Source organism: Bradyrhizobium sp. UFLA05-89, from assembly GCF_059803475.1.
The window spans coordinates 1-25883 of the sequence record NZ_JBANBA010000023.1; the positions used below are offsets into that span (position 1 = coordinate 1).

The window sequence follows — 25883 nt, forward strand, 5'->3', positions numbered from 1 at the left end:
CATACGGCGAAGGGAATGCCCCTCGACATGACCTTCCCCAAGGAAGGCGCGTTCACGGGCATCAACAGCATGACGGTGGTCAAGAATGCGCCCGAGCCGGAACTGGGAGCAGCACTCATCAACCGCATTCTCGAGCCGTCGGTTGCCAAGATGCTCTCTGAGCAGACGCTGAGTGCGCCCTCGGTCAGCGGCATCGACTTCAAGCCGGAGACGGCGAAGTTCCTCGCATATCCGGATACCAAGGCGACCGATCTCGGGCTCTTCACGCCGGATTGGAATTTCATCGTGCCGCGCCGCGGCCCCTGGCTGGAGCGTTACAACCAGGTCTTCACAAGCTAAGGCGGATAATCATGAGGTCCTCCGAAGTCAGGCTTGAACGTCTCAGCAAGGAATACAACCGCGTCGTCGCGGTCGATGAGGTGTCTCTGACGATCGAGCCGGGTCACATGGTGGCCCTGCTCGGTCCAAGCGGATGCGGGAAAACGACCTGCCTTCGCATGATCGCTGGGTTGATCCGCCCGACATCCGGTGATGTCCTGGTGAACAACGCGAAGATCACCGATGTGCCGGTGCATCGGCGCAACATCGGGATGCTGTTCCAGAACTACGCGTTGTTTCCGCACATGACGATCGAGGAGAACATCGCATTCGGCCTGCAGATGCGAGGGATCGCCAAGGCGGAGGCCGCCAAGAAGGTCGCCGCGGCGCTGAGCCTTGTCCAGCTTTCGAACTTCGGGAAGCGATATCCGACCCAGCTCTCGGGTGGCCAGCAACAGCGCGTTGCGCTCGGGCGAGCGCTGGTGATCGAGCCTGCGATGCTGCTGCTCGATGAGCCGTTGGGTGCGCTCGACAAGGGGCTTCGCGAAAGCATGCAGGTCGAATTGCGAGCCCTTCAGCGGCGACTGGGCCTGACCACGATCATGGTCACGCACGACCAGGACGAAGCCCTGACGATGGCTGACAAGATCGTCGTCATGCGGGACGGCAAGCTCGAGCAGGTCGGCTCGGCGACCGAGATCTATCAGCGGCCAGCCTCCAAATTCGTCGCGAAGTTCATCGGTGCCTCCAACCTGTTCGAGGGCAAGGTCGAGCAGCGCAACGGAAATGGCGCGATCATTCGCGTGTCGCAGGATCTGAAGCTCCAGGTCGATCAGGTACCGGCTTCTGCCGCGGACGTGATGGTCTCGATCAGGCCGGAAGCGATCATCGTCGAGGGAGCCGATCAGGTTGGTGCGGCGGATCGGCCAAACAGTGTGGCTGCGCGGATCGATCAGGTCGTCTATCGCGGCTTCGTCAGTCACTATTATCTGAAGACGGCGAGCGGTGAGCAACTGATTGTATTCGAGCAGAACCAGTCGCAGCAATCGGAGCTCCGCTACGCGGTAGGGCAGCAGGTCGTTGCGCGATGGAACGCACCGAGCAATCACGTCATTGCGCGGCACTAAAATTCGGGGTCGCAAGCCCGCGGATCATCAAACCGGATAGCGAGCGCAACTCATGCGCTCGCCGGCGTGCGCCCCGGTGCAGGCGGCAGGACATCTCGCCAGCAATCAATATCCCCTATACCCGCAGAGCGACAACGTGTTGGTTCGGCTCGCGCGGGTCATCTAGATTTGGGCGTAGCGGCCACGAGGCCGCGCGTCGATCTCCGGAGCGCTGTTTGTCGATCACCCACCGCGTTTCTCCCTTCATCGGCGTGCTCGAGAAGGACCCAAAGATCAGCTTGATCGGCACACTGGCCATGCTGGTGGAGGCGCCGGGGGAGTTCGACCTTGTTCAGCAGGGCCGCATCTGGTCGCTTGCCGATGTACTTTCGTCCTGGCCCAATGTCGAAGAAGCCGTCGTTGGCGTGACCAACGTCATGCTCACGTTTGTGCAGCCGCCGAACGACATCGGCGCGCTTGCAGCAGATATTATCGAGCTCTGGCATCGTTTGAGCCCGCGTAATGCGGACGGCAAGCTGATCGAGATTCCCGTCGTCTACGGCGGCGAGCTTGGCTTCGACCTGCCGGCGGTGGTGGCGCGCTCGGGATTGTCGGCGCAGGAAGTGATCAGGATCCACAGTGAGGGTGAGTATACCGTCTGTGCGATCGCTAGCTCCCCGGGATTCGGTTATCTCCACGGCCTCGATCCCCGCATCTTCATGCCGCGCAAATCGGTCCCCTCGCTCAACATGCGCGCGGGCTCGGTGACGATCGGCGGGATGCAGACCGGCGTTGCGGTGCTCACGAGCCCGAACGGCTGGAACGCGATCGGCTGGGCCGAGATCGCGATGTTCGATCCCCACAAGACACAGCCGTCGCTGATGGCACCGGGCGATCGCGTCAAGTTCAGAATCGATCGGATCGAACTGTGATCGAAATCCTGACCAGCCACGCGTTCAACACGATCCAGGACCGTGGTCGCCGCGGCGTGCGCCGCTTCGGTGTGAGTACGTCCGGCGCCATGGACCCGGTCGCTCTCGAAGCCGGCAACGCGCTTCTCGGCAACGATGGTGACGCCGCGGGCATCGAGGTGCAGACGTTTCCCTTCCGCCTGCGTTTCAATGCGGACATCTCATTTGCGCTCACTGGAGCTGATTGTGATGCGAGGCTGGGGCAGCGAGCCGTTCCGCCCTGGTGGCGGATGCGGGCGAGAGCAGGAGATGTCCTCACGATCGGCTCGCCCAAACGCGGTGCCCGCGTCTACGTCTCGCTCGAAGGTGGTATCGACGTTCCACCGGTGCTTGGCTCACGGAGCACGCATCTTCGCGCGGGATTCGGCGGATTGGACGGGCGTGCCTTGCAGTCGGGCGACGTCGTGCCGATCGGAAATCCGCGGCGGGACTCCTCGGGGCGCGTCGAGTTTGGTGCCGAGCCACCCGAGATCGCTATCGCGGAGTCCGATCCGCGGGAGGATCGCGTTCTGCGGGTGCGCGTCATCCGCGCTGGAGAGCACGACCTGTTTTCCGAGGAGATGCAGGCGATGTTCTGGTCGACAAGATGGAAGATCAGCGCGCAGAGTGATCGCGGCGGGTATCGGCTCAGCGGAGCGAAGCTGACATTGGCTGCACCGGTCGAGATGCGTTCGCATGGCGTGGTGGCCGGCGTCGTACAGGTGCCGCCGGGCGGTGAGCCGATCATCCAGATGAGCGACGCCAACACGGCGGGGGGGTATCCGAAGATGGCCGCGGTGATCCAGGCCGATCTGTGGCGCCTCGGCCAGGCGCGGTCGGGATCATTCATCGCATTCAGCGAGATCAGCTACCAGGATGCCGTTGCCGCCATGGCTCCCGTCAACGAGTACATCGGCAGGGTGCGCGCGACGGCCGATCTTTATCGAGCTCTTTGAGTGGAACTAAGCAACAATCAAGAAGGATGGTTCAAACATGAAAATCGGCATCAACTCGGACATGGGCGAAGGCTTCGGCAACTATCGCATTTGTGACGACGAGGCGCTCATGGGAATCGTCTCCTCCGCCAACGTGGCGTGCGGCTTCCATGCCGGCGACCCCATCATCATGGATCGCACGGTCCGCATGGCAAAGACCAAGGGGGTTGAAGTCGGCGCGCATCCGGGTCTGCCGGATCTGCTCGGATTTGGCCGCCGCGTGATCCAGATGGATGCGGCCGAGCTCGAGAAGCATATGGTCTATCAGATCGGTGCACTCCAGGGCATCGCGGCCAATGCCGGCCATCGCGTGACCCATGTCAGCTTCCATGCAGCGATGGGCAACATGGTGAACGCCGATCCGGATATGGCCGCCGTCGTCGCCCGCGCAATCGCAACCATCGATCGTGACTTCATCGTGTTCTCGCAGCCCGACGCCGCGATCGTACATGCCGCCCGCAAGGTCGGCCTGCGGGTGCTGACGCTCTTTCTTGCCGATCGTGCCTACGACGAGAACGCCCATCTCGTGTCCCGCAAGCTGCCCAATTCGGTCATCACCTCGTCGGAGGCAGTGGCGGAGCGGGTTCAGAGGTTTTTGGACAGCGGCACGGTGAAGACGATCGAAGGCAAATCGATCAAGGTCGAGGCGCGCTCGATTCTCATTCACAGCGACACTCCCGGCTCCGTCGATCTCGCGGCCACGGTGCGGCGTGTGGTGGAGCAGGGCGGCGGCGAGGTCGCCCCGGCGGCGGTGCTGGTCAACTAGCTGCGCGGGACCTCGCGGGCCCTCGCTCAGGTCGAGCTGGCCTCGACAAAGGGGCGAATTCTGGCGATGGGCGTTCCGTAGCCGACCATCGCGCCCGTCTCGGCGAGGACAGCATCGAGGATACCCTCGGCCGGAGAAAGAACCGGCGCATAGATCAGGCCAACCTTGACGAGGCCGACGATCGCGCCGGCCTCGATCCGTTGGCCCGATTCGACGAACGGCTTTGTCTGCCAGGGATGCCCGGCGAGGAAATGCCCCGCGATATCAGCCGTCGCGACGACGTGCGGATCCTCATGAGGGCTGGATGCTGCGACCGGCGCCGGCGAAGACCCGCCAGTCTCCACGACGAGTTTCAACGACTGGTCCTTGTCTTCGATCTCGATGGAGGCGACGCCGTATATCTCCAGGAGCCTGGCCAGACGTTCGATGTGGGATGCATCTATCGGCATCTGCGAAGCTCCTCGAGAAGTCGAACGTTGGTCCTGAGCCGGTCAAGATAGGCTGACATATCGGTCTCGGCAGCAAGCGCATCCGGATAGGCCGTTTGCTCGAAGCGCAGTCTACTGCCGAGCCTTGCCTGCCCGACGCGCCAAAGATCAGCCTTGATCACGGTTGCGATTTTCGGGTAGCCGCCGGAAGTCTGCGCATCGCGCATCTGGATGATCGGCTGTCCATTGGGCGGGATCTGGATGACGCCCGGGACGATGCCGTGCGACCGTTTTTCGATCGGTGAGATCGGTTTCACGGCGGGACCTTGCAGGCGGTAACCGTAGCGGTTGCTCTGCGGCGTGATCTTCCAACTGCTGCGCCAAAACAGGTCCTGCGTGGCGCCGTCGAACGCATCGTATTCGCCGGCGATCACGACCCTGACCGGGATATCGTCCTGCGCATCCGGCCGGGCGAGGGCGATGTCGGCCGGTTCGATCCCGAGTTCGCCGATGCCCGTTGCCGGGCTGGGCTCGGCGCATGGCAGCATATCCCCCGGCTGGAGAGGTCGCCCGTGAAGGCCGCCGAACTCACCGCGGAATTGGGTGCTCCGTGATCCCAAGACCACTGGCACGTCGATACCACCACTGACGGTCAGATAGCATCGTGCGCCACGAGGCATCGCCTTGAGGGTGAGAACGTCGCCGGCGCGTGCCTGCGACCGCCACCAGGGCGGGATCATTCGTCCTCCGATCTGGGCTTCGACCTCGGCGCCCGTGAGCGCAAAAGCCATGCTCTGGGAGAAACGGAGCTTGAACGGTGTCATCGGGATCTCAATGCCCGCGGCGTTCTCCTCATTGCCAAGCAGGATATTGCCGGCGCGCAAGGCGATGTCGTCCATCGCGCCCGAGGTGCCGACCCCGAACCGATATTGGTCGAAGCGGCCGAGGTCCTGGACACTGGTCGGGCCGAGGACTGACATGATCTCGATCAACGGATCACCCGTTCGATCTCGAAGCGGATGGTGTCGCCCGGCGCGAGCGCGGCCGGCGTCGGCCAGGATGAATCGAAGAACGTCCAGGTCGTGTGTCCGATGGCATGCCAACCACTGGGGCCCGGTGAAGCGGAGACCCCGGTCTGCGATCCACCGATGGACACCGAGCCGCCGGCGGAACGTTGCAGCGGCGTCTGACGGCGCGGCATCGTTATGCGAGGGTCCATGCCGCCGAGGTAGCAATAGCCGGGATGACTTCCCAGCGCGAACACGGTGTAGAGAGGCGCAGCATGGATCGATACCACGTCGTCAACGGACAGCCCGGAGTGTTCGGCAACGGCCTGGAGTGACGATCCGATCTCTCCGCCATAGGTGACGGGCAGCCTGATCTCGCGACCGCCGATCGCAAACTCCTTCGCTTCGTCCCATCCGTCGTTGAGGGCGGCGATCAGAGAGTCCAGTTCGCGGGGAGGTGTTTCGAAGGTCAGCATCAGATTGGTGATGCCCGGGATGGCTTCGCGGATTCCCGGCCACTTCGAAGCCGCCGCGGCGAGCGCCCAGATGCGTTGCTGGTGCGGCAGGTCGAACGTGCCGGGCGCCTCGAAAAGAAGAGCTGACGTGCCGAGCAGGCTGATCCGTGGTCGATCGCGAGCCGTCATTTCGCGGCTCTCCGCTCAGCCATCCAATGCTCCAGATGATGGATGTCGTAACCACCCCGGCAGAACGTTGGATCTGACAGAATAGCCTGATGCAGCGGAACATTGGTTCGAACGCCCTCGGCGCGTAGCTCGGAAAGCGCGACGCGTGCGCGTGCCAGTGCTTCGTCGCGGGTAGCGCCATGGGCGATGAGCTTGCCGATCAACGAGTCATAATGACGCGGAACATCGGCGCCGGTGACGATGTGCGAGTCGACACGGATGCCGATGCCGCCGGGAACATCCCAGCGCGTCACCGCGCCTGGTGAAGGTGCAAAGGTGATCGGGTCTTCCGCGTTGATGCGAAATTCCACGGCATGACCGCGCCGCGCGATATCCGCCTGCGAGATCAGCACCGGCTCGCCGCGTGCAATGCGGACCTGCTCCCTGACGATGTCGATGCCCGTGGTCATCTCGGTAACGGGGTGCTCGACCTGCACGCGCGTGTTCATCTCGATGAAGAAGAACTGCCCGTCTTCATAGAGGAATTCGAAGGTGCCTGCGCCGCGGTAGCCGATCCGCCGACAGGCTTCGACACAGCTCTCTCCGACTCGTTCGACGAGCGCGCGGTCGATGCCGGGGGCGGGGGCCTCCTCGACGACCTTCTGGTTCCTGCGCTGGAGCGAGCAGTCGCGGTCCCCGAGCCAAAGATGGTTATTGTGCTGATCGCACAGGACCTGAATTTCGATATGGCGCGGCTTTTCGAGGAATTTCTCGATGTAAACGGCGGCGTTCTTGAAGGCCTGGCTCGCTTCGGCGCGCGTCAGCGCGAGCGCGTCAGCGAGTTCATGCTCGGCGCGCACGATCCGCATGCCGCGCCCGCCACCGCCGCCTGCGGCCTTGATGATGACGGGATATCCGATCTCCCGTGCGATGGCGCGTACCCCGACCGGATCGTCGGGCAAGGCGCTGTCCGGGCCAGGCACGCAAGGAACGCCGGCCATCCGCATGGCTCGTTTGGCCGCGACCTTGTCGCCCATGATCCGGATACAGTCTGCCGGTGGGCCGATGAAGGTGAGGCCGGCCTGTGCGACCTTGTCGGCGAAATCAGCGCTTTCCGACAGAAATCCGTAGCCCGGATGAACCGCCTGCGCGCCGGTAACTTCCGCCGCGAGCAGGATCGCTGCAGAATTCAGATAGGTGCTGCTCGCCGCGGCCGGTCCGATGCAGAGCGCTTCATCTGCGAGCGCAACGTATCGCGCATTCCGGTCCGCCTCGGAGTGAATGACGACGGTCTTGAGGCCCATCGTCCGGCAGGCGCGCTGGATGCGAAGCGCGATCTCGCCGCGATTGGCGATCAGGACCTTGTCGAACATCAGGATGGGCCTGCAGGTCGGATCCGGAACAGCGCCTGTCCCGCTTCGATCTCGTTACCGTCCTCGGCGAGAACGGCCAGAACGACGCCGGATGTCTCGGCGGTGACGTCGATGAAGGTCTTCATGGCTTCGATGATGCATATTTTCTGGCCTGCTTCGATGGTGGTGCCGATCTCCACCAGCGGCGGCTCATTTGGCGCGGCAGCCCGATAAAACACGCCATGCATCGGCGCGGGTACGACGATCTCTTCGGCATCGGGCACGGCCGGCTCATGCCTGGGAACGCGCATCCCGTCTGATCCATGCGGGACACGAGGCGAGACCGGATTCGCCTCGCGCGGCACAGAGCCTTTCAGGATGCGGACGCGCGTCCCGTCTTGCGTCAGCTCCAGCTCCGCGATACGCGATCGCGAGACCAGATCGACCAGTTGCTCGATTTTAGCGAGGTCCACGGTCATCGCCCCTGTCTAGCGTATCGATATGCGCCTCTCGACCATCAGGTCGTGGTCTGCCGATGTCTCTGCGCGAAGTTGAGGCCGCCAACCACCTGCTGGGTCGGCAGCACCTCCATGAATGCGACGTTCATGCGCGCGGGCGAGCCGACCGCGAAAGCAATGGAATTGGCGATGTCCTCGGGCTGCAGCGCGTCGTAGTCGTCGAAAAAGCGACGCTTGGCCTCGGCAAGATCGCCCAGCAGCCGTCCGAAGACTTCCGTCTCCACGCGGGCTGGCGAAACTTCGGTCACGCGGACCCGGGTGCCATAGAGATCGACGCGAAGCTGCTGCGAGAGCGAATGGATGCCTGCCTTCGTTGCGTGGTACACGGTATTCCCCCCGCCGAAAGCATAATGGCCGGCGATCGACGAGATGTTGACGATGTGGCCACGGTCGCGCTTCGCCATACCGGGCGCGATCAGCCGCGTCAGATGCAGGACGGCGCGCAAATTGACGTCGATCAGGGCATCGACATCGTCAGGCGTGGTGTCCAGGATATTGCCACGCCGGGACTGGCCGGCATTGTTGACGAGAACGTCGAATTCGGCCGAATTTGCCAGCGCCGTCAGCGCTTCCAGGTCGCTGACGTCAACGGCGCAGGCGTGGCAACCGGTCTCGGCCGAGAGGGCCGTCAGCCGGTCCGCATCGCGCGCCACCGCATAGACGTCCAGCCCCTCGGCGCTCAGGCGGCGAACCGTCGCAGACCCGATGCCCGAGGACGCGCCCGTCACCAGCGCCGTTCGATAGTCTGAAAATCCCATTCGTTCGGCTCCTTCGTGCAGCGTTACCTATAGGCCCGGCGGGTTCCAGGTGGTAAGAATATTTCGTTCTAGTCCCATAGCCCCAGCGTATTGCTGCCGCCGTGATGACCTTGTTGTTGGGAACCCCGTATTGGATACGCGCCGCCTCGAAGCCTTCGTCAAAGTCGTCGATCTCGGAAGCATGTCGCGTGCGGCGAAACTGCTCAACATTGCCCAGCCGGCGCTGAGCCAGCAGATCGCCAGCCTGGAGGTCGATTTCAAGCGAAAGCTGCTGGACCGCAGCGCCCGGGGCGTCAGGCCGACCGACGCGGGGCAGATCCTCTACCGCTATGCCAAGTCGATCCAGCGGCAGATCGACGAGGCGCGGCGTACTATTCTGGAGAACCGATCGGGGCTGACCGGCAACGTTACGATCGGCCTGGCGCCCCTCAGCTCGGCGGCATTGCTCGCGATCCCGTTGCTGATGCAGCTACGTGAACGCTATCCCGGAATCGTGCTGCACATTTACGATAGTTCCGGGGTCATGCTCAGCGAAATGGTGCTGAAGGGCAGCATGGACATCGCCCTCCTGTACGGCGAACGTCCGGTGACCGGTCTCGATTACAAGCCGCTGATGCGCGAGCACTTTTATCTGGTCGCGCCCCGCAGCATGTATTCGAAGCAGGTGCCTCCGGAAGAGGTTTCGGCGGCGGAGCTCGCGCAATTCGACCTGCTTCTTCCATATCGAGAGTCCTTCCTGCGACAGGCGGTCGAACGGGTCTGCGCCGAGGTGGGACTCCGCCCGCGCGTCATCGCCGAGATTCATTCGCAATCGACTCTGTCCTCGGCGATCGCAGCCGGAATGGGTGCTGCCGTGCTACCCATGTCGATCGCAAAGGCATTGCCAAACCTCGATGAACTCAGCATTCGGCGGATCGATGCGGCGTCGGCGTCGCAGCAAATGTCGCTATGCATTTCCGACAACGTCGCTTTGTCCGATGCCGCATTCGCTGTCTACAAGATATTGCTCGAGATCATCGTCAAGAATTGGGGGCCGTTCGATTGCCCCTCCGACTCGGCTGCCGTCGCTAGTGGCAGCCCAACTTCGCCTCTGGGCGCTTCCAAGGACGAGCCATAACGAAATACGATGCGGCAATCCTAAAATCTGAAATTCTCCGACATGAGGCGGTCGACTATCTCAGGTGAAGCTCAGATTGCGGACCCTTGGAGGGATCATGGTTCACGTTGTCAGAACGTTCGATCGGCCTGCCGCTGACCTCGTCGAGCGCATCAAGCAATTTCCTCCATCCACCCTTCATGAAGCGCAGGGGCGTTCGGGTGCTCTGACGTCGCGGATCAAGCCGATCTATCCGGGAATGCGGGCCTGCGGGCCGGCGTTTACGGTGAGCTGCCACCCCGGCGACAACATGATGCTCATCACGGCGATCTCGCTGGCCAGACCGGGCGATGTGCTCGTGGTGAGCGCAGGTGACCATCCGGAGCAGGGCGGTTTCGGCGAGGTGCTGGCCACGGCCTGCGTCGCCAAGGGGCTCGCTGGCCTGGTCACGGATGCCGGCGTGCGCGATGGTCCGGCGATCCGCAACACCGGCTTCAATGTTTTCTCCTATGGGCTGTGCATGAAGGGAACCGTCAAGGAGACCCTCGGCTACATCAACCAGCCGATCGTCATTGGCGGCATCGCAGTCCGTCCAGGCGATATCGTCAGCGCTGACGATGACGGCGTGGTCATCGTGCCCAAGGAGAACATCGCAGACGTTTGCGTCAAATCCGCCGCACGCGAGGAAAAGGAAGCCGCCGTGATGAAAGCGCTCAAGGCGGGTGGCGACATTCTCGAATTGTCGGGCATTGGCAAGGTGCTCGAGGCCAAGAATTGTACCTTTGCCTGAGCAAGCAAACGACAATCGACTAGCACGCGGCTCCGGCAATCCGAACGTTAGAGCGTGACGTTCTGCGATAGATGCGGATCCATTGGCGCGACGCGACGGGCAAGGAGACTACATGCCGGCCTTTCTCGGCTCGGGTGAGCATCGTTACCGCGTCGTCGAGGACTGGGCGAAGCTGCCGGATGGCTGGCAGCTCACCGATGTCGCGTCCGTCGCGGTTGACAGCAAGGACCGCATCTACGTCTTCAATCGCGGCGCCCATCCGATGGTGGTGCTCGACCGCGAAGGCAATTTCCTGCGGAGCTGGGGTGAAGGGTTGTTTGCCCGCGCCCACGGCCTGCATATCGACGCCGACGATAATCTCTATTGCACCGATGATGGCGACCACACCGTGCGCAAATGCACGACCGACGGCAAGGTGCTGCTGACGATCGGCGTCCCCGAGAAGCCTGCGCCGTTCATGAGCGGCGATCCCTTCCATCGCTGCACCCATACCGCGCTGTCGCCGAAGGGCGAGATCTACGTCTCCGACGGCTACGGCAATGCCCGCATCCACAAGTTCACCCCGGACGGCAAGCTGATGATGGGCTGGGGCGAACCCGGCACCGATCCCGGCCAGTTCAACATCGTTCACAACATCGCCACCGACGCGGATGGTTATGTCTACGTCGCCGACCGCGAGAACCATCGCGTGCAGGTGTTCGACGGCAACGGCAGATACGAGACGCAGTGGAACAACCTGCACCGGCCCTGTGCGCTGTGCTGCTGTGGTGGAAGGAAACCAACCTTCATCATTGGAGAGCTCGGCCCCGCCATGCCGGTGAACCGCAAGGTGCCCAATCTTGGCCCGCGGTTGTCGATCGTCGATGCCAAGGGAAAACGCATCGCGCGGCTCGGCGGCGAAGATGGTCCGGGTGTCGCGAGCGGCAAGTTCCTGGCGCCGCATGGCATCGCGCTGGATTCGCAAGGTGACCTGTATGTCGGCGAGGTCGGCGTCACCGACTGGAAGACGAGCTTTCCCGACGATGAGATGCCGGCTGTCGTGCGCGCCACGCGCTGTCTGCAGAAGCTGGAGCGGGTGCAGGAAGGCTCCTAGCGTTCGGTGCCAGAATGCGAAAAGAACGGGTCGGCGCAGTCAGACCACGCGGGCGGTGACGGCCTTTCCTTCGATGCTTTGATGTTGCGATGCGGCGCGTGATAGCGGCCTTCCTATCCTCCTGGGCGAGCTGCGCGGGCAGACGAGCGAGCAGCCCATCTTTCCCGCGGCTCAAGATTTCTGTTGTTCGACCGATTTGGCGCCTCTAGCATCGCGCCAAAACAAGCGTTGAGACAAACCGCGCCGGGAGGACATGATGCGCTGCATTCGAGCATTTCTGCTGGTTGCGTGCGCGCTCGGCTCGCTGCTGGTGCCGCTGGCGGCTTCAAGCCGTGCTCAGGGCATTCCGCAAAACATCCCGAGAAAGGATTTGCTGATCCTGGAAAACCCGGAAGGAACCGTCAAGAACGCGGGCTGGTTCAACATCTGGGCGATCAATGCCGGATCGCAGTCGAACGGACTGCAGCAGGTCGGGCTCGATACGCTTTGGTACATCGATCCCGAGAGCGGCCTCGACGGTGTCTGGGACAATTCGCTCGCTGCCGACAAGCCGCAGTACAATGCCGACTTTACCGAAATGACGGTCAAGCTCCGCAGCGGCATCTTCTGGAGTGACGGGGTCGAATTCACCGCCGACGATGTCGTCTCGACGGTCACGACTCAGATCAAAAATTCGGGCATGCGCTTCAGCGCAGTGCTGGCGAGCAACGTCGCATCCGTGGCTGCACCGGACGCCCATACGGTTGTCTTCAAACTCAAGAAGCCCAATTCACGCTTCCATGCCAATTTTACGGTGCGCTGGGGGGCGGTGTGGATCCTGCCCAAACACGTCTTCGACAAGGTCGAAGATCCCGTCAAATTCGATTTCAACAAGCCGATCTCTCTCGGTGCCTACGTGCTGCACAGCTACGATCCGGACGGCAAATGGTACATCTGGCAGCTTCGCGAAGACTGGCAGCGCACCACGCTAGCGCGCTTTGGCAAGCCTGGTCCGAAATATCTCGCTTATGTCGATCCCGGACCGCCCGAGAAGCGGGTGATCGCGCAGCTCAACCACGAGCTCGACGTGATCCACGATATCGCGCCGGAGGGCATGTTTGCCCTGGCCAAGCAAAGCAAGACGACGCGGGCATGGTTCAAGGGCTTCCCCTATGGCCACCCCGATCCGACGCTTCCCGCCGTGATCTTCAACACCCAGAATGAGAGTTTCAAGAACCCAGACGTGCGATGGGCGCTGGCGCTGTTGATCGACATCAAGGCCGTGACCATGGCGGCCTATCGCGGTGCCGCCACGATATCGGCGATCGGCGTACCGCCGACCGGAACTCATCCGGCAACCTATCATGGGCCGATGGAGGAGTGGCTTAGGGCATTCGAGATCGATACCGGCAAGCGCAAGACCAAGCCCTACGACCCCACGATTGGCAGGCAGATCGCCGACATGCTGCGACCTTCCATGGGCGAACAGATCCCATCCGATCCTGCGGAGATTGCCAAGGCGTTCGGCAGGGGCTGGTGGAAGACCGATCCGCAGGCGGCGCAGGAACTTCTGGAAAAGGCAGGCTTCACCAAACGAGGCGGCACCTGGATGACGCCTGATGGGAAGCCCTTCAGCGTTCGCGTCATGGTCGAAGGGGATTTGCGCCCAGTGATGACCCGGGCCGGAACGATGATCGTGCAGCTATGGAAGCAGGCGGGCATCGACGCTAGGATCGATGTCGCGCAGGGAACGCTGCCCACGCGACGGGCGGCTGGCGATTTCGACACGTTCATCGGCTGGAGCGTCGAAACCTGGGGCGGCCACCAGGACTTGTCCTATTTCCTCGACAGCTGGCATTCGCAGTTCGTCGCCGAGCCAGGCAAACCGCAGCCGCTCCGCAACTGGCAGCGCTGGTCCAATCCCGCGCTCGACAAGATCATCGAGGAGATCCGGACGGTCGGCTTCGACGATCCGAAATCGATCGAGCTCGGCAAGGAGTACGTCAAGCTCGCCGTCAAGGAGATGCCCACCATACCGCTGATGGCCTACAACGTATTCACCGCAATGGACCAGACCTACTGGACCGGCTTTCCGACCGCGGAAAATCCCTACACCAACCCGGTGCCGAACTGGGGCAATTCGCGCTACATGTTCGTCAAGCTGAAGCCGGCCAGTTAAGACGCGATGATAGAAGAGCGATCGCATTTGCCGTGCCTGGCTGAACGACTTTGGCAGACAGCCCTGGGGCCCCCATGAGCGGATATCTCGCCTATGTGGGTCGGCGGCTCGGGCAGTTTCTGCTGGTTGTCTTCATCGGCATCAATATCGCTTATGTCGTCACGCATGCATCGCCGATCGATCCCGTCGAGCAGTCGATCTCGGCGGTGACCTCCTTCGGCAACACCGCCCCGGGGGCGATCGAGCAGATGCGCAACTCCTTGCGCGAGCTCTATGGTCTCAGCGGCACGCCTGTTGAGCAATACCTGTTGTTCTGGAAGCGGATCCTGCGCGCTGATTTCGGTCCATCGATGTCGGCGTTTCCGACCCCCGTCGGCACGCTCATCGGACGTGCGCTGCCCTGGACCGCCGGGCTCCTTGTGGTTTCGACCATTGTCGCCTGGGGGCTCGGAAATCTGCTGGGTGGGCTTGCCGGCTATTACCGGCAGAGCCGGGGTCTGAAGCTGATGGGGGTGATCGCCATGGGCCTCCATCCGATCCCTTACTATATTCTGGCGATGCTGCTGCTGATCGTGTTCGGCTTCCTTTGGCCGGTACTCCCGATTACCGGCGGATCCGCGATGAACCTGCCCCAGACGTGGACGCCCGAATTCGTTGTGAGCGTGCTGCAGCACGCGATCCTGCCGGCCCTTTCTCTGATCCTGATTGGCGTGGGGAGCTGGTTCCTCGGCATGCGCTCGCTGGTATCCAATGTCCTCGCCGAGGACTTCGTCGTCTACGCCGAACTCGCCGGCGTAAGGTCCTGGCGCATCCTGACATCCTACGTGATGCGTAACGCGCTCACGCCGCAGGTGACGGGACTTGCCATGTCGCTGGGCGGAATCTTCAACGGCGCCGTGATCACCGAAAAGGTGTTCGGCTATCCCGGTCTCGGCTCGCTCCTGGTCGACGCCGTCTATGCCGGAGATTACGGGCTTGTCCTCGGCGTCACCACCATCTCGATTCTCGGCGTATCGATCGGCGTGCTTGCGATCGATCTTCTCTATCCTCTGCTCGACCCGAGGGTGAAGGTCAGCTGATGGCCGTGCTCCTGCGTGATCTGCTGCGCTACAGCCCTGAATTTCGGATCGGGGCCGTGCTGCTCGCCTTCGTTCTGTTGCTGTCCGTCCTGGCGAGCTTTTCGCCCTATCCGCCGGACAGCGTGTATGTGGTGCCGCCCGATGTGCCGCCGTCGCTGACCTACTGGTTCGGAACGACATCGCGTGGCCAGGACGTGTTCTGGCAATTGAGCTTTGCCATCCGAAATACATTGTTGTTCGGATACACGGTGGCTTTGATCAGCCGCGTGATCGCGCTCGTGGTCGGACTCGTCAGCGGCTACAAAGGGGGCTGGATCGATCGTACCCTGATGTCGGTGAACGATACCTTCATCGTCATTCCTCTGCTCCCGATCCTGGTGCTGTTTTATTTCGTGATGCGCGACCGCATCTCCTGGCTGATGCTGGCGCTGATCATGGCCTGCTTCGGTTGGGCCTACGACGCCCGGCTGATCCGTTCCGTGGTCATGAGCCTAAAGGCGCGCGAATTCACCCAGACCAGCCTGTTCTCGGGGATGACCACGCGCCAGATTCTGACACAGGAGCATCTGCCCTATGTCATGCCGATCGTATTCTCTACGACGATGAACAACATGGTGTGGTCGATCGGGCTCGAGGTGACGCTCGCGGTGCTCGGTTTTACCGACATCAACACGCCGACGATCGGCGGCATGATCTATTGGGCCAACCAGCACACCGCATTGGTGGCGGGAGTCTGGTGGTGGATCGCCTTTCCGACCATCACGGTGATCATGGCGTTTATCGGGCTGTTTCTGCTCGCGGTATCGGCGAACGCCTACATCGATCCGCGAAGCCGCCTCTGGAGCCTCGGAGAGGCCTCGTGATGCGCGCCAATGTTGAGCAGCCGCATGCGCGCCAGGACGCCAAGCCGGTTCTCCGGGTTCACGACCTGCAGGCCTATTACCGGACCAGCCATTTCGGTGTCAGACGCGGCGTCAAAGCGGTTGATGGCGTCAGCTTCGCTGTTCGTCGTGGCGAGATCTACGGGCTTGCCGGAGAATCCAGCTCCGGAAAGACCACGCTGATCAAGAGCATCGCAGGAGCGATCAGACCGCCGCTCGAGATCGTGGGCGGCAGCGTGGAGTTTGCATTTCTGCCTGGCTATGGCGGATTGCACCGCGCTCCACCAGTGGACGTGGCGCGAATTCGCTGGCGTCACCTGTCCTATATCATGCAGGGATCGATGAACGTGCTGAACCCCGTTCGCCGCGTCGAATCGGCGTTCGTGGATTTCGCGTACCCGCATATCGGTGGCAGCCGGAAGCAGTTTGAGCAGCGGGTGGTCGCCCATCTGGCGCGGGTGAGGCTCGACCCGTCGGTGCTCGCTGCCTTTCCGCATGAGCTCTCAGGCGGCATGCGTCAACGCGCCACGCTTGCGCTTGCAACGATTTGCCGTCCTGATTTCATCATCGCCGACGAGCCCACGACCGCACTGGATGTGGTGGTGCAGAAGGAGGTGCTCGGCATGATCCGTGACATTCAGCGGGAGACCGGCTCGTCGGTCCTGTTCGTTACCCATGACATGGGTGTGCACGCGCACATCACTGACCGCCTCGCCATCATGTATGCCGGACGTCTCGTGGAAGAGGCTGCAACCGCGGAGATTTTCGGGAATCCGCTACACCCTTACACCAGGCATCTCATTTCGAGCCTTCCGCGCATCGGCGATGACGCGCCCCGCGAGGGACTTGGTGGCGCACCGCCAAATCTAGCCGATCCACCCGCCGGATGCCGCTTCCATCCGCGCTGTCCGCTCGCAAGCGAAATATGCAGGAATGAGGTCCCTGCGATGCTGGAGGCCGCCGCCGGGCATCGCGTTGCCTGCTTTGCCGTCGATCAGGGCAACCGAGCATGAACGAACTGCTCCTCGACATTTCCGAGGTCAGCAAGACGTTCGTCCGGGGAGGACTGTTGTCGAGGCAGAAGATCGCTGCGGTGAGCCAGGTAAGCTTCCAGCTTGCCACCCGGCGACCGGAGATCCTGGCGATCATCGGCGAGTCCGGGAGTGGCAAGACGACGCTTGCCCGGATGATCCTGAACATCGAAACGCCGACCAGCGGCGAACTAGTGCTCGATGGCATCAATCTTGCTGCCGTTCGAAACAGCGCCGGTCGTACGGCCTTCATGCACAAGGTGCAGCCGATCTTTCAGAATCCCTTTGAGTCCTTCAACCCGCTGAAGCGCCTCGATCGATATCTGTTCATGACGCGGCGCCGGTTTTCCGGCGTGGCCGGGCAGGGCACGGCTGAGGCTGCCGTCGATGCGGCGTTGCTCAAAGTCGGTCTGTCGCTCAAAGAGGTGAGCCATCGATACCCGCACGAACTGTCCGGGGGACAGCTTCAAAGGGTCGCGATCGCCCGAGCATTGCTGGCCGAGCCGAAACTGATTGTGGCGGATGAGCCAGTTTCCATGATCGATGCGTCGCTGCGCATATCCATCGTCAATCTGTTCAAGACGCTGCGCGACGATCTTGGGATATCAATCATCTATGTCACGCATGATCTGGCCACGGCCTATTATATCAGCGACCGCATCATGATCATGCAGAAAGGCCGCGTCGTCGAGAGCGGTGATGCGAGAACGGTGCTGAAGTCGCCGGAGCATCCCTATACGCGCCAATTGCGCGAAGCCGTGCTATTACCTGAAGTCGCCGATGCCACGGCAGACGTATCTCTTGCATGAACGATCTCACCAGCCCCGGGACATCCGAGAGAAGAGCATGAGGAAAGCCAGAGTTCTGATCGACCGCGACTTCGCCATCGGCCACACCGATCCTCGCCTGTTCGGTGCATTCATCGAACATTTGGGCCGGTGCGTCTATGGCGGCATCTACGAGCCCGGCCATCCAACCGCCGACGAGAACGGCTTTCGGAAGGATGTGCTCGCGCTGGTGAAGGAGCTTGGGCCAACGCTCATTCGATATCCCGGCGGCAATTTCGTCTCGGGATACAATTGGGAGGACGGCGTTGGTCCGCTGGAGGCGAGGCCGGGGCGCCTCGACCTTGCCTGGTTCAGCACGGAGCCGAATAGCTTCGGCACCAATGAATTCATGGAGTGGTGCAAGGTCGCCGCCGTCGAGCCGATGATGGCGGTCAATCTCGGCACCCGCGGTGGCGATGCGGCCCGCAGCCTGGTCGAATACTGCAACCACCCGGGCGGAACGACCTGGTCGGAGCTGCGCCGCACGCACGGCTGGGACAAGCCGCATGGCATCAAGCTGTGGTGCCTCGGCAACGAAATGGATGGGCCCTGGCAGATGGAGCACAAGAGCGCCGCCGCCTACGGCGCGGTCGCGAGCGAAGCGGCCAAGATGATGCGCTGGTTGGATCCGACCATCGAGCTTGCGGCGTGCGGTTCGTCGGGGCGCAACATGCCGACCTTCGGCCAGTGGGAAGACACGGTCCTCGAGCACACCTTCGATCATGTCGACTACATTTCGCTCCATACCTATCTCAACAACTACCGGCAGGACACGGCATCGTTTCTCGCGAGCCCCGACCTGATGGACCGCTTCATCGATGAGGTCGTCGCCTTGGCCGATGCGGTGGCGGCCAAGCGGCGCTCCAACAAGCGTCTCATGCTGAGCTTCGATGAATGGAACGTCTGGTATCGAACGCGCCGCACCCGGGCCGACCGGGTGAAGGAGGGCTGGCCGGTGGCACCGCCGATCCTCGAGGAAATCTATACGATGGAAGACGCTCTCGCCTTCGGCGGCGCCTGCATTTCCTTGCTCAATCACGCCGATCGGGTGAGGGTCGCCTGCCTTGCGCAACTCGTCAACGTCATCGCGCCGATTATGACCGAGACGGGCGGAGGCGCTTGGCGTCAGACCATCTTCTTTCCTTTCGCGCATATGAGCCATTTCGGCCGCGGCAGGGTTTTGCGTACGCAAGTCGAGTCGGAGACCTACGATTCATCCTACTACGATCCCCGCGGTACCCAGGATCTGACCTTTCCGGTACCTAACGTGCCGTATCTCAAGTTGGCGGCAGTCGCGGAGGAGGGCGGTGGCCTATCGCTCTTTCTGCTCAACCGCGACTTGAAGCAGGAATTGGAGGTGAGTATCGAGGCCCGAAGCTTCGGCCGCCTCACGGTGGGCGAGCGGCTTGAACTCCGGCACGATGATCTCAAGGCGACGAATACCAAGAATGCGCCTGGCAAAGTCAGGCCGGCGCCGTTGCAGAGTGTGAGCTTCGATGGTGGACGGTTGCTGGCGACGCTCAAGCCGGCGTCATGGAATGTGATCCATCTGTCGGCAAACTGAGGACATCGAACGGTAGGCCGCGAATGCAGGCCGAAGAGAATACTGATCGCTGACGCAATCAACTCGAGCGGTTGCGGTGCGCCCGTGAGTCGAGGACCTGACGAATCGACCGCGCCAAATCTGCCGGCCGGTAGGGCTTGCTGAGCAAGGTAATGCCAGGGTCCAGCCGACCGTCATGCATCATGGCGGCTTCCGGATACCCCGACATGTAGAGCACCGGCAGGCCAGGGCGCTGCCGAGCGACGGCTTCGGCGAGTTCGCGTCCGTTCATCCCGCCAGGCATCACAACATCGGTGAAGAGCAGATCAAACGCTGTGCCTCGGTTCACCAGGACGAGTGCATCGGGACCATTGGCAGCGGCGATCGTGCGATAGCCAAAACTCTTGAGCTGCGCCACTACATAGTTGCGCACCAGCTCGTCATCCTCGACCACGAGGATGGTCTCATTGCCGCGTTGTAGTTCGCTCCTCGGTGCAGCGTCTGAAATTGCCGCGGCCCGAGCCGAGCGCGGCAGATACAGGTTGATGGTCGTTCCGCGCGCTTCCTCACTATCGAGCCTGATGTGACCGCCGGATTGCTTGATGAATCCATAGACCATGCTCAATCCGAGGCCCGTTCCCTTGCCAAGCTCCTTGGTCGTGAAGAATGGCTCGAATATCTTGTCTCGTATCGCCAGCGGGATGCCGGCCCCGGTGTCGCTCACGGTGACCAGGACGAAGTCGCCGAGAATTCCGTCCGGGCCGGTGTTGTCCGCATCGAAACTCACATTCGCAGTGCCGAAGGAGATCTTGCCACCCCCTCCCATCGCGTCGCGGGCGTTCACCGCCAGATTGATCAAAGCGGTCGAAAGCTGACTTGGATCGATCAGCGCGTGCCAGCCATCGGCTTGCAGCGTCGAGCCGATCTCGACATGCTCGCCGAGCGTCGGCCGCAGCAGCCTGGCGGTATCGACAATGAGGTTGTTGACGTCGATATTGCGTGGTTGGAGGGGCTGCTTGCGGGCGAAGGCCAGGAGTTGGCTCGTCAGATCGGCGCCGCGCGTGGCGGCCTCATCGATCATGTGAGCGATGGCAACCAGCTCTGGTTGGTCCGAAAGACCATCGATCAGGATCTGTATGGTCCCAGTGATCACGGTCAGGATGTTGTTGAAGTCATGAGCCACACCGCCGGTGAGCTGGCCGATCGCATCCATCTTTTGCGATTGGCGCAGCTGCTGCTCTAGGCGCAGGCGATGGGTGATGTCGCGCCCGATGACGATGATCAGTTCTCGTTCTCCCGTCGACACGTGAGCGGCGGACAGCTCCGCATCGAGACCCTTGCCGTTAGAGCCATCCAGACGCAGCTGGAGCAGGACAGCTGAACCCGGCGCGAGCAGGCTGTCCACGTCGATCGCTCCCGCAGGATCCAGGACGGTTTGCAACGGGGCGCCGATGATCTGCTCGCGGGGCCGTCCCAGCATGACTCCGGCCGTGCGGTTTGCCTCGATCACCAACCCTTTCTGATCAAGCACCAGGATCGCATCACGCGCCTGCTCCATCAGCAGACGGTATTTCTCTTCCGCCTGCTTGCGCGCAGTGAGATCGAGTACGAACGAGACGCACTGATCGGCTGATGCGGCGAGCGAGGCGGAGCCGATCAGGACTGGGACGCGGCTGCCGTCTTTTCGGATAAACTCCTTCTCACGAGGTGCGTTCTGCCCCCATATCCGCAAGTGCTCGATCCGCTGCCTATCCTCGTTCCGGTACTCCGCCGGAGTCATGTCATTCCAGCGGACCGTGCCCGATACCAGCTCCTGCCTGGAGTATCCGGTCATGCTCAGGAAGGCATCGTTGGCGTAGCTGATATCGCCGCTACCGTCCCAGAAAAGTATTCCAATGATGTTGGAGTCGACGAGCCGTCGGATGCGGGCTTCGCGCTCCTGAAGGTCACGGTAGAGGAGCGTGTTTTCGAGCGAAATCGCAGCCTGAGCTGCTAGCAGATCCAGCACCGCAACACGATCGGGCGTGAACGCGTGCGTCGTCAGTGTGTTCTCGAGATAGAGCAATCCGGTGAGCTTGGCCTGCTTCATGAGCGGTAGGCAGAGGATCGATCTGGGAGGTCGGCGATGCACGTACCTTTCGCCGTAGAGCGGATCGGGCCGCGTTGCATCATCTACGATGAGCGGTTTTTGCGAACGAATGACGTAACGTACCAGTGCCTCTGGACAGTCAGGCGCCGAGAGAGGACTCGGATGCATCACAACCGTAAACTCGTCGCCCTTGGACTGGCCTTCGGCCTCGATCCAGAAGTCATCATGCCGCGACATGATCAGCAAGCCGCGATCCGCGCCTGCGTTCTGTAGCGCGATCTTCATCAGTGTTTCGATGAGCTTTGCCAGCTCAATTTCACTGGAGACCGCCTGAGACGCTTTCACCACGGTGGTGACATCCATTTGCTGGACGGTCGGCCTGCGGGCGGAACTGGTGTCCTCGGCGACGTGGAGGCGAGGATAGAGGCGTTCGAGCTGTCTTACCTTGGCATCGGCTCCCCAGCGGAGAAATCCGTAGTGAGCATCGCGCAGATAGGCATGGGCGATCTTCTCGAACCCGCGCGTCGCGTAGAAGCGCCCGGCGAGTTCGTTCGCGATTGCCTCATTCTGAGGAAACCCGTTTGTGCGCGCGGAGGCGACAGCCTGGTCGTAAAAGCGCATCGCATCGAGCTCGCGACCTTCAATCCGTGCAATCTCCGCGGCGACGAGAGCGGCGCGATCGGCGAAGTCTTCAGGGCAGATCTCGGCCCATTGCTGAAGCTGGCGATGATGGACCGCTAGCGCATCGAGACGTAGAGCTCGTTCGCTGGCTGTTGCGTTCTCGCCCGATGCGGCCTGCGCCAGCGCAGCATAGAAGTGAAATTCGACCCGGTCGAAAAGCGCCTTCGACGTCCAGAGCAGTTGATCGGCCTTCGTCGCCGCAGCGATCGCGCCGGGATCGTCGGCGAGCACACGAGCCTGCAGCTTGCGGACCCAGTACCAGAAGCCAGCCTGTTCCAGACGTGGGTCCTCCTCGAGGCGGCGTTCAAACTGCGTCTCGTTGAACTCGGCTTGATCGAAACAGCCAAACTTTGTGGTGAGGCCGCGTAGCGTCCGGACCAGCTGAAGCTGCCCGGCGAGTCGGTCGGCCGCCAGATCAACGCACGCCCGATGTGCGAATTCGAGTCCGGCCTCGGCCTCGCGCTGCACGTCGGCGAGTGGATCGCCGCAGGCGAGAAGATGCGTCAAGAGGTGATGACAGGTAAAGCTGGCGTAGTTGAGGTCGCCGACCTGCTGCGCGGCGTCGAAGGCCCGCCGGAGCCAGGGGCGGCCTGTCCTCACATGCCGCGTCCAGCTCCCGAAGCCGAGATAGACGCGAGCCTTGAACCGATCCAGTCCCTGTCGTTCGACGAGGTCGAGGCCGAGCTGGGCGAAGCGGTATCCGGCAGCATAGTCGCCGAAGTCGGGGCCAAGCACGGTGCCAAGCACGATATAGGCGAGACATGAGGCATCGGAGTTGCCGTATTCCATGCTCAGATTGGCCATGCGTCCGATGATGAGACGGCGCAGGCTCTCGTCGATGTACCAGGCGGGTGAGACAAGGACCGTGAGAACGTCCATCGTTCCGCGCGCGATCGGGTCGAACATCCGGGGCAGCTCGAGCAGGGCCTCGATCGGGCGCTCACCGATCTGTTGCCACATCCGCTCATATTCCCGCTCGACCTCCTCCGATGTGGGATGCGACGACCAGGCGATGCCGACGCGACGCAGATAGTCGAGAGCAACCTCGACGTCACGATCACTTGGCTCCATGCGCAGCCGGGTGACGGCGGCGAGGTCGGGTAGGGTGGCTGCACGGCTCGACAGCTCGGCAAGGCGGTCTTTCGCCGTTGCCTGCTCGCCAGCGAGGAACTCGCACTCGGCCCGGTGTAGCGCCAGAGCGAAGCTGAGCGCGTAGCGCTGCTCCCAGCAATCCTCTGGAAGCGTGGCCTCTCCGGCAGCGAAGTGAGCGAGTGCCATAGTCAAGGCGGACGCCCCCTTGGCACGCCGGCCGGCCAACAGGTTCAGCTCCGCTACCTTCACGCGCTCCTCGACCGCGGTGATCAAGGTCGCGCCGCGGTTGAGTTGGCTCACGATCTCGAAGACGTTTTCCTCGACCGCTCCCGGCGGGGTTCGCGCCGCGAACAGGCGGCCAATACGCAGATGGGCGGCGTCCCGTTCTCTCTCCGGGATAAGTGCGTAGGCCGCCTCTTGGAATCGATCGTGTACGAACCGATAGGCGTCGGCTTGGGGCTCTACGAATTCCTGTCGAACGGCGGGCCATAGGTCTGCGTGGACTTGCTGCTCTGATGTCCCGAGGACGATCGAAAGCACCGCGACCTCGGCAATATTTCCCAGACAGGCCATCTGCTGCAAGGCTGTACGCGTTGCAACGGGGAGCCGAGTGAGCTTTCCGAGCATGAGATCGATGACGTTGTCGGTATATCGCTTGGCATAGATGCGATCGAGATCCCAGGACCAGTGCGCCGCATCATGGTCAAACGCGAGCACTCCTTCTTCGACCAGCGAAAACAGGAACTGGATAGCAAAAAACGGGTTACCACCAGTTTTCTCGTGCACGAGCTGCACCAGCGACGCGGCGCGCTTCGGTTCGCAGCGAAGCGCATCCGCAAGCAACTGGGCGAGATGCCTGCTGCCGAGCGGCGCGAGCGTGATCTCCACGACCCGGCCATCCCGCGCCTTGATGGCCTCACGCATACGCATCACGGGATGAGCGGAATCCACCTCATTGTCCCGATAGGCGCCGATCAGCATCAGGTGCTTCAGATTCGACCGGGTCAAGAGATCTTCGAGCAGCTCGAACGTCGCCAAGTCGAGCCATTGCAAGTCATCGAGAAACAGCACCAAGGGATGTTCGGACCGGGCAAACACGCCGATGAATTGCTCGAACACACGGTGAAAGCGGCTTTGCGCGTTCTGGAGCGGTAGCTCTGGGACGGGTGGCTGTTCACCGATGATCGCCTTCAGCTCCGGGATCAGATCCACGACGAGCTGTCCGTTTGGACCGAGCGCGCTCAGGAGGTCGTGGTGCCACTTGCCGAGCTCGGTCTCGCTCTTGCCCAGGATGGGCCGAACGAGGCTCTGGAACGCCTTGGCGAGTGTCGCGTACGGGACGTCGCGCTTGTGCTGGTCGAACTTGCCCGATGCAAACAGCCCGCGTGAGGGCACCAGCACTTTATGGAGTTCGTTGACGACAGAGGATTTGCCGATCCCGGAATATCCCGAGACCAGCGCCAACTCGGGCGCGCCAGTCTTGACGATGCGCTCGAACGAGGCGAGCAGCATCTCGCGCTCGCGCGTTCTTCCATACAATCTCTCGGGAACGAGCAGCCGGTCGGGCGTGTCGTGCTGGCCCAGCTGGAAGTCGTCGATGCGGCGCCGAAGCTCCCACTCCGCGAGACAGCGCTGCAGATCTCTCTCGGCGCCGGCTGCGGTCTGGTAGCGCTCCTCGGCCATCTTGGCGAGTAGCTTCATGATGAGCTTGGAAATCGCGGCGGGGATGTTCGCAAATCGCCTGTTCGGCGGCTCCGGTTCTCTCGCGACATGGCAGTGCACCCACTCCATCGGATCGGACGCGGTGAATGGAAGCGTGCCGGTAGCCATCTGGTAAAGCGTGACGCCGAGTGAGTACAGGTCACTTCGGGAGTCGATCGAGCGGTTCATGCGCCCGGTCTGCTCGGGCGACATGTAAGCGAATGTGCCGGCTATCGACTCGGGCGTGGCTGGGGCCTGCCGTTCGCGCGGCCGGCGCGAAGCAAAGCCGAAGCCGGTGAGGTGCACGCTTCCCTCGCTGCGGTTCACCAGGATATTTGCTGGTTTGATATCCTTGTGCACCAGACCGCGCTGGTGGACCTTGCTCAGGGCCGCGGCGATCTGGGACGCCAGGCGCAGGAAGCTCCCCGTCTCCATGGGAGTGTCCAACAGCAGCCAGGTGAGCGGCTCGCCACCGAGATCTTCGAGAACAAGGATGGTACGGTTGCGATCTTGCACAAGCTCCATCGGCTTCGCGGCCCAGGCACTGTCCAATTCGTCCTTCAGTGCAAATTCGTGCGCGAGCCGATCAAGGCTTTGCGGGGGCGGATGTTCCGCCGCCGGGACGACGGCCAGCACAACCTCTCGTTCGCCGTCGATGCGTTCGCGGGATGTTCGGCACAGGAGAAGCCCTTCTTCGTCGCACAGAACCTGCGGGCCGTGGGCCCAGCCAGCGCCCATAAACGATGAAAGGTTCATATCGGTAAACCATGCCGCGGCCGAGCCGAGTCCAGCGCCTGAGGGGCTCGCCCGGTACTCCGCATTATCCCCCAAAGAGCTGCCCGGATGCGGCAAGGCGCGCCGTCACCGAATCTCCGTTTCCACGCGAGCGAGGTATGAGGGGGAGGACGCACGTACGACCCGTAACACCACGAGGCTGGCCCCTCACGCCTTCATTCCGCACTTGGTTCGATCGGCGAAACCGGGCGCTTTCAAATCGTATC

21 protein-coding genes are annotated in these 25883 nt (G+C 62.2%); 14 read left to right on the top strand and 7 right to left on the bottom strand.

The features are described 5' to 3' along the window. The 5 genes from SO139_RS14680 to SO139_RS14700 form a co-directional block, all read left to right on the top strand. Nucleotides 1-339: extracellular solute-binding protein (locus SO139_RS14680; protein ID WP_498540182.1), on the top strand; the 339-nt coding region annotated here is incomplete at its 5' end. Between the two features lie 11 nt (nucleotides 340-350). Beyond that, the gene (locus tag SO139_RS14685) at nucleotides 351-1445 is read left to right on the top strand and encodes an ABC transporter ATP-binding protein (RefSeq protein WP_449381271.1); all 1095 of its coding nucleotides are present in this window, start codon (nucleotides 351-353) and stop codon (nucleotides 1443-1445) included. 215 nt (nucleotides 1446-1660) lie between these two features. After that, nucleotides 1661-2356: a 5-oxoprolinase subunit PxpB gene (pxpB, locus tag SO139_RS14690; protein ID WP_449381272.1), complete on the top strand. Its 696-nt coding sequence runs from the start codon at nucleotides 1661-1663 to the stop codon at nucleotides 2354-2356. Beyond that, nucleotides 2353-3330, top strand: a complete 978-nt coding sequence (locus SO139_RS14695) for a 5-oxoprolinase subunit C family protein (RefSeq protein WP_449381273.1) — start codon at nucleotides 2353-2355, stop codon at nucleotides 3328-3330. Before pxpB (SO139_RS14690) ends, SO139_RS14695 begins: the two co-directional genes overlap by 4 nt. Nucleotides 3331-3367: 37 nt before the next feature. Continuing rightward, nucleotides 3368-4135 carry a LamB/YcsF family protein gene (locus tag SO139_RS14700; protein ID WP_449381274.1) on the top strand — a complete coding sequence of 256 codons (768 nt, stop codon included), beginning with the start codon at nucleotides 3368-3370 and terminating at the stop codon, nucleotides 4133-4135. A 26-nt stretch (nucleotides 4136-4161) separates the two neighbouring features. On the opposite strand, the gene SO139_RS14705 is transcribed toward SO139_RS14700, so the two are convergent. Genes SO139_RS14705 through SO139_RS14730 form a run of 6 tightly spaced genes read right to left on the bottom strand, consistent with a single transcriptional unit; the run spans nucleotide 4162 to nucleotide 8821 of the window. Further along, nucleotides 4162-4584 carry an acetyl-CoA carboxylase biotin carboxyl carrier protein gene (locus SO139_RS14705; protein WP_449381275.1) on the bottom strand — a complete coding sequence of 141 codons (423 nt, stop codon included), beginning with the start codon at nucleotides 4582-4584 and terminating at the stop codon, nucleotides 4162-4164. Continuing rightward, complete coding sequence (locus SO139_RS14710; protein ID WP_449381276.1) at nucleotides 4575-5543, bottom strand: 5-oxoprolinase subunit C family protein; 969 nt, start codon at nucleotides 5541-5543, stop codon at nucleotides 4575-4577. Before SO139_RS14710 ends, SO139_RS14705 begins: the two co-directional genes overlap by 10 nt. An 8-nt stretch (nucleotides 5544-5551) precedes the next feature. Next, complete coding sequence (gene pxpB / locus SO139_RS14715) at nucleotides 5552-6214, bottom strand: 5-oxoprolinase subunit PxpB (protein WP_449381277.1); 663 nt, start codon at nucleotides 6212-6214, stop codon at nucleotides 5552-5554. Beyond that, the gene (accC, locus tag SO139_RS14720) at nucleotides 6211-7566 is read right to left on the bottom strand and encodes an acetyl-CoA carboxylase biotin carboxylase subunit (protein ID WP_449381278.1); all 1356 of its coding nucleotides are present in this window, start codon (nucleotides 7564-7566) and stop codon (nucleotides 6211-6213) included. Before accC ends, pxpB (SO139_RS14715) begins: the two co-directional genes overlap by 4 nt. Then, nucleotides 7566-8018 carry an acetyl-CoA carboxylase biotin carboxyl carrier protein gene (locus SO139_RS14725; protein ID WP_449381279.1) on the bottom strand — a complete coding sequence of 151 codons (453 nt, stop codon included), beginning with the start codon at nucleotides 8016-8018 and terminating at the stop codon, nucleotides 7566-7568. The genes accC and SO139_RS14725 overlap by 1 nt, the downstream gene beginning before the upstream one ends. Before the next feature lie 44 nt (nucleotides 8019-8062). After that, entirely contained in the window at nucleotides 8063-8821 is a 759-nt protein-coding gene (locus SO139_RS14730; protein ID WP_498540183.1) for an SDR family oxidoreductase, read from the bottom strand. A 130-nt stretch (nucleotides 8822-8951) separates the two neighbouring features. Between SO139_RS14730 and SO139_RS14735 the strand changes: the two genes are divergently transcribed. The 9 genes from SO139_RS14735 to arfA all read left to right on the top strand — a co-directional run bounded on the left by SO139_RS14735 (nucleotide 8952) and on the right by arfA (nucleotide 19340). Beyond that, nucleotides 8952-9938 carry a LysR substrate-binding domain-containing protein gene (locus tag SO139_RS14735; protein WP_449381281.1) on the top strand — a complete coding sequence of 329 codons (987 nt, stop codon included), beginning with the start codon at nucleotides 8952-8954 and terminating at the stop codon, nucleotides 9936-9938. A gap of 97 nt (nucleotides 9939-10035) precedes the next feature. Continuing rightward, complete coding sequence (locus tag SO139_RS14740) at nucleotides 10036-10707, top strand: 4-carboxy-4-hydroxy-2-oxoadipate aldolase/oxaloacetate decarboxylase (protein WP_449381282.1); 672 nt, start codon at nucleotides 10036-10038, stop codon at nucleotides 10705-10707. A 112-nt stretch (nucleotides 10708-10819) separates the two neighbouring features. Next, nucleotides 10820-11800, top strand: coding sequence for a peptidyl-alpha-hydroxyglycine alpha-amidating lyase family protein (locus SO139_RS14745; protein WP_449381283.1), 981 nt, complete (start codon nucleotides 10820-10822; stop codon nucleotides 11798-11800). A 256-nt stretch (nucleotides 11801-12056) separates the two neighbouring features. Continuing rightward, a complete protein-coding gene (locus SO139_RS14750) occupies nucleotides 12057-13958 on the top strand; it encodes an ABC transporter substrate-binding protein (protein ID WP_449381284.1) in 1902 nt (633 codons plus the stop codon). Between the two features lie 74 nt (nucleotides 13959-14032). Beyond that, nucleotides 14033-15037: an ABC transporter permease gene (locus SO139_RS14755; protein WP_449381285.1), complete on the top strand. Its 1005-nt coding sequence runs from the start codon at nucleotides 14033-14035 to the stop codon at nucleotides 15035-15037. Continuing rightward, nucleotides 15037-15900: an ABC transporter permease gene (locus SO139_RS14760; protein ID WP_498540184.1), complete on the top strand. Its 864-nt coding sequence runs from the start codon at nucleotides 15037-15039 to the stop codon at nucleotides 15898-15900. Before SO139_RS14755 ends, SO139_RS14760 begins: the two co-directional genes overlap by 1 nt. Continuing rightward, nucleotides 15900-16931, top strand: coding sequence for an ABC transporter ATP-binding protein (locus SO139_RS14765; RefSeq protein WP_449381287.1), 1032 nt, complete (start codon nucleotides 15900-15902; stop codon nucleotides 16929-16931). Before SO139_RS14760 ends, SO139_RS14765 begins: the two co-directional genes overlap by 1 nt. Further along, nucleotides 16928-17758, top strand: a complete 831-nt coding sequence (locus SO139_RS14770; protein WP_449381288.1) for an ABC transporter ATP-binding protein — start codon at nucleotides 16928-16930, stop codon at nucleotides 17756-17758. Before SO139_RS14765 ends, SO139_RS14770 begins: the two co-directional genes overlap by 4 nt. Before the next feature lie 37 nt (nucleotides 17759-17795). Further along, nucleotides 17796-19340: an arabinosylfuranosidase ArfA gene (gene arfA / locus SO139_RS14775; RefSeq protein WP_449381289.1), complete on the top strand. Its 1545-nt coding sequence runs from the start codon at nucleotides 17796-17798 to the stop codon at nucleotides 19338-19340. 58 nt (nucleotides 19341-19398) lie between these two features. Here the strand turns inward: arfA and SO139_RS14780 are convergent, their stop codons facing one another. Beyond that, nucleotides 19399-25638 carry an AAA family ATPase gene (locus tag SO139_RS14780; protein WP_498540185.1) on the bottom strand — a complete coding sequence of 2080 codons (6240 nt, stop codon included), beginning with the start codon at nucleotides 25636-25638 and terminating at the stop codon, nucleotides 19399-19401. Nucleotides 25639-25883: the final 245 nt, after the last annotated feature.

Excerpts from the sequence above, each read along its gene's own strand:
- SO139_RS14730 (WP_498540183.1), bottom strand. The coding sequence starts at position 8,821 with ATGGGATTTTCAGACTATCGAACGGCGCTGGTGACGGGCGCGTCCTCG.
- SO139_RS14755 (WP_449381285.1), top strand. The coding sequence starts at position 14,033 with ATGAGCGGATATCTCGCCTATGTGGGTCGGCGGCTCGGGCAGTTTCTG.
- SO139_RS14765 (WP_449381287.1), top strand. The coding sequence starts at position 15,900 with ATGCGCGCCAATGTTGAGCAGCCGCATGCGCGCCAGGACGCCAAGCCG.
- arfA (WP_449381289.1), top strand. The coding sequence starts at position 17,796 with ATGAGGAAAGCCAGAGTTCTGATCGACCGCGACTTCGCCATCGGCCAC.
- accC (WP_449381278.1), bottom strand. The coding sequence starts at position 7,566 with ATGTTCGACAAGGTCCTGATCGCCAATCGCGGCGAGATCGCGCTTCGC.
- SO139_RS14740 (WP_449381282.1), top strand. The coding sequence starts at position 10,036 with ATGGTTCACGTTGTCAGAACGTTCGATCGGCCTGCCGCTGACCTCGTC.
- SO139_RS14760 (WP_498540184.1), top strand. The coding sequence starts at position 15,037 with ATGGCCGTGCTCCTGCGTGATCTGCTGCGCTACAGCCCTGAATTTCGG.
- SO139_RS14685 (WP_449381271.1), top strand. The coding sequence starts at position 351 with ATGAGGTCCTCCGAAGTCAGGCTTGAACGTCTCAGCAAGGAATACAAC.
- SO139_RS14770 (WP_449381288.1), top strand. The coding sequence starts at position 16,928 with ATGAACGAACTGCTCCTCGACATTTCCGAGGTCAGCAAGACGTTCGTC.
- SO139_RS14780 (WP_498540185.1), bottom strand. The coding sequence starts at position 25,638 with ATGAACCTTTCATCGTTTATGGGCGCTGGCTGGGCCCACGGCCCGCAG.
- pxpB (WP_449381277.1), bottom strand. The coding sequence starts at position 6,214 with ATGACGGCTCGCGATCGACCACGGATCAGCCTGCTCGGCACGTCAGCT.
- SO139_RS14750 (WP_449381284.1), top strand. The coding sequence starts at position 12,057 with ATGCGCTGCATTCGAGCATTTCTGCTGGTTGCGTGCGCGCTCGGCTCG.
- SO139_RS14745 (WP_449381283.1), top strand. The coding sequence starts at position 10,820 with ATGCCGGCCTTTCTCGGCTCGGGTGAGCATCGTTACCGCGTCGTCGAG.
- SO139_RS14710 (WP_449381276.1), bottom strand. The coding sequence starts at position 5,543 with ATGTCAGTCCTCGGCCCGACCAGTGTCCAGGACCTCGGCCGCTTCGAC.
- SO139_RS14700 (WP_449381274.1), top strand. The coding sequence starts at position 3,368 with ATGAAAATCGGCATCAACTCGGACATGGGCGAAGGCTTCGGCAACTAT.
- SO139_RS14705 (WP_449381275.1), bottom strand. The coding sequence starts at position 4,584 with ATGCCGATAGATGCATCCCACATCGAACGTCTGGCCAGGCTCCTGGAG.